Consider the following 1382-nt stretch of genomic DNA (forward strand, 5'->3'; position numbering starts at 1 on the left):
GACACCGGCCGGAGCCGAGATGTCAGCGGCGGTTACCTGACCGGCACCCTGCTTGCGCAGGTACGCGGTGATGGGCTCATCGTGCTCGCTGGAGACGACGAGGCCCTTGATGTTGAGGATGATTTCGGTGACATCTTCTTTGACACCGGGAACGGTGCTGAACTCGTGCAGCACGCCATCGATGCGGATGCTGGTTACAGCAGCGCCCGGGATCGACGAGAGCAGGGTGCGGCGAAGTGAGTTCCCGAGGGTGTAACCGAAGCCAGGTTCGAGCGGCTCGATGATGAACCGGGACCGGAACTCCGAGATGTTCTCTTCGGTGAGCGTGGGACGCTGTGCAATAAGCACTGTTAATTCCTTTCGGCTAAGTGTCCGCTATATGACACTTGCAATGACGTGTTTTCCAGTTGTGAAAGGGTTCGAGGCCGGCCGTCGACGCAGAGGTCGACAGCCGGCTTGTCGTTGCCCGAACCGGCCGACGAGCGGCAGGTTCGGTCATCGAAAGGAATTAAACGCGACGGCGCTTCGGCGGGCGGCAACCGTTGTGCGCCTGCGGAGTGACATCGTTGATCGAGCCGACCTCGAGGCCAGCGGCCTGAAGTGAACGGATCGCGGTTTCGCGTCCCGATCCGGGGCCCTTGACGAAGACGTCAACCTTCTTCATGCCGTGCTCCTGCGCCTGGCGAGCAGCCGACTCGGCTGCGAGCTGTGCGGCGAACGGGGTCGACTTACGTGAGCCCTTGAAGCCAACCTGGCCCGACGAGGCCCAGCTGATGACGGCACCGGTGGTGTCCGTGATCGACACGATCGTGTTGTTGAAGGTGCTCTTGATGTGGGCCTGGCCCACAGCAATGTTCTTCTTCTCTTTTTTACGCGGCTTCCGTACGGCCGACTTAGTTTGTGCCATGAATTTCTCCTGAATCCTAAAGGCTTAGGCGGGCTAGGCCGGGGCCTAGCGCGCCTTCTTCTTGCCGGCTACGGTGCGCTTCGGGCCCTTGCGGGTGCGAGCGTTGGTTTTGGTGCGCTGGCCGCGAACGGGCAGGCCCTTGCGGTGGCGGATACCCTCGTAGCTGCCGATTTCCACCTTGCGGCGGATGTCAGCGGCAACCTCACGGCGGAGGTCACCCTCAACCTTGAAAGTTCCTTCGATGTAGTCGCGGAGAAGGACGAGCTGGTCGTCGCTCAAATCCTTGACTCGGATGTTTCCGTCGATCGCGGTGTCGACGAGGGTCTTCAGTGCCCTCGTGCGGCCCACGCCGTAAATGTAAGTCAATGCAACTTCCACGCGCTTGTCGCGCGGGGATGTCGACGCCGGCTAGACGTGCCATTGTGTCTCCTGTTACTGGATGGAGGTCTGTAGCAGTTCCTGTACACCGGCCTCC

At 61.1% G+C, this 1382-nt stretch carries 1 protein-coding gene and 2 pseudogenes; all 3 read right to left on the reverse strand.

The window, feature by feature from the left end:
* Positions 1-348 (reverse strand): annotated as a pseudogene (locus JF66_RS17990) (DNA-directed RNA polymerase subunit alpha); the annotation flags it as partial.
* Positions 349-508: 160 nt separating this feature from the next.
* On the reverse strand, positions 509-907 hold the full coding sequence (rpsK, locus tag JF66_RS17995) for a 30S ribosomal protein S11 (RefSeq protein WP_035880172.1): 399 nt from the start codon (positions 905-907) through the stop codon (positions 509-511).
* A gap of 45 nt (positions 908-952) precedes the next feature.
* Positions 953-1328 (reverse strand): annotated as a pseudogene (rpsM, locus tag JF66_RS18000) (30S ribosomal protein S13).
* Between the last annotated feature and the right edge of the window lie 54 nt (positions 1329-1382).

Origin of the sequence: Cryobacterium sp. MLB-32 (genome assembly GCF_000738085.1) — a bacterium.
GTDB lineage: Bacteria > Actinomycetota > Actinomycetes > Actinomycetales > Microbacteriaceae > Cryobacterium.

Excerpts from the sequence above, each read along its gene's own strand:
- rpsK (WP_035880172.1), bottom strand. The coding sequence starts at position 907 with ATGGCACAAACTAAGTCGGCCGTACGGAAGCCGCGTAAAAAAGAGAAG.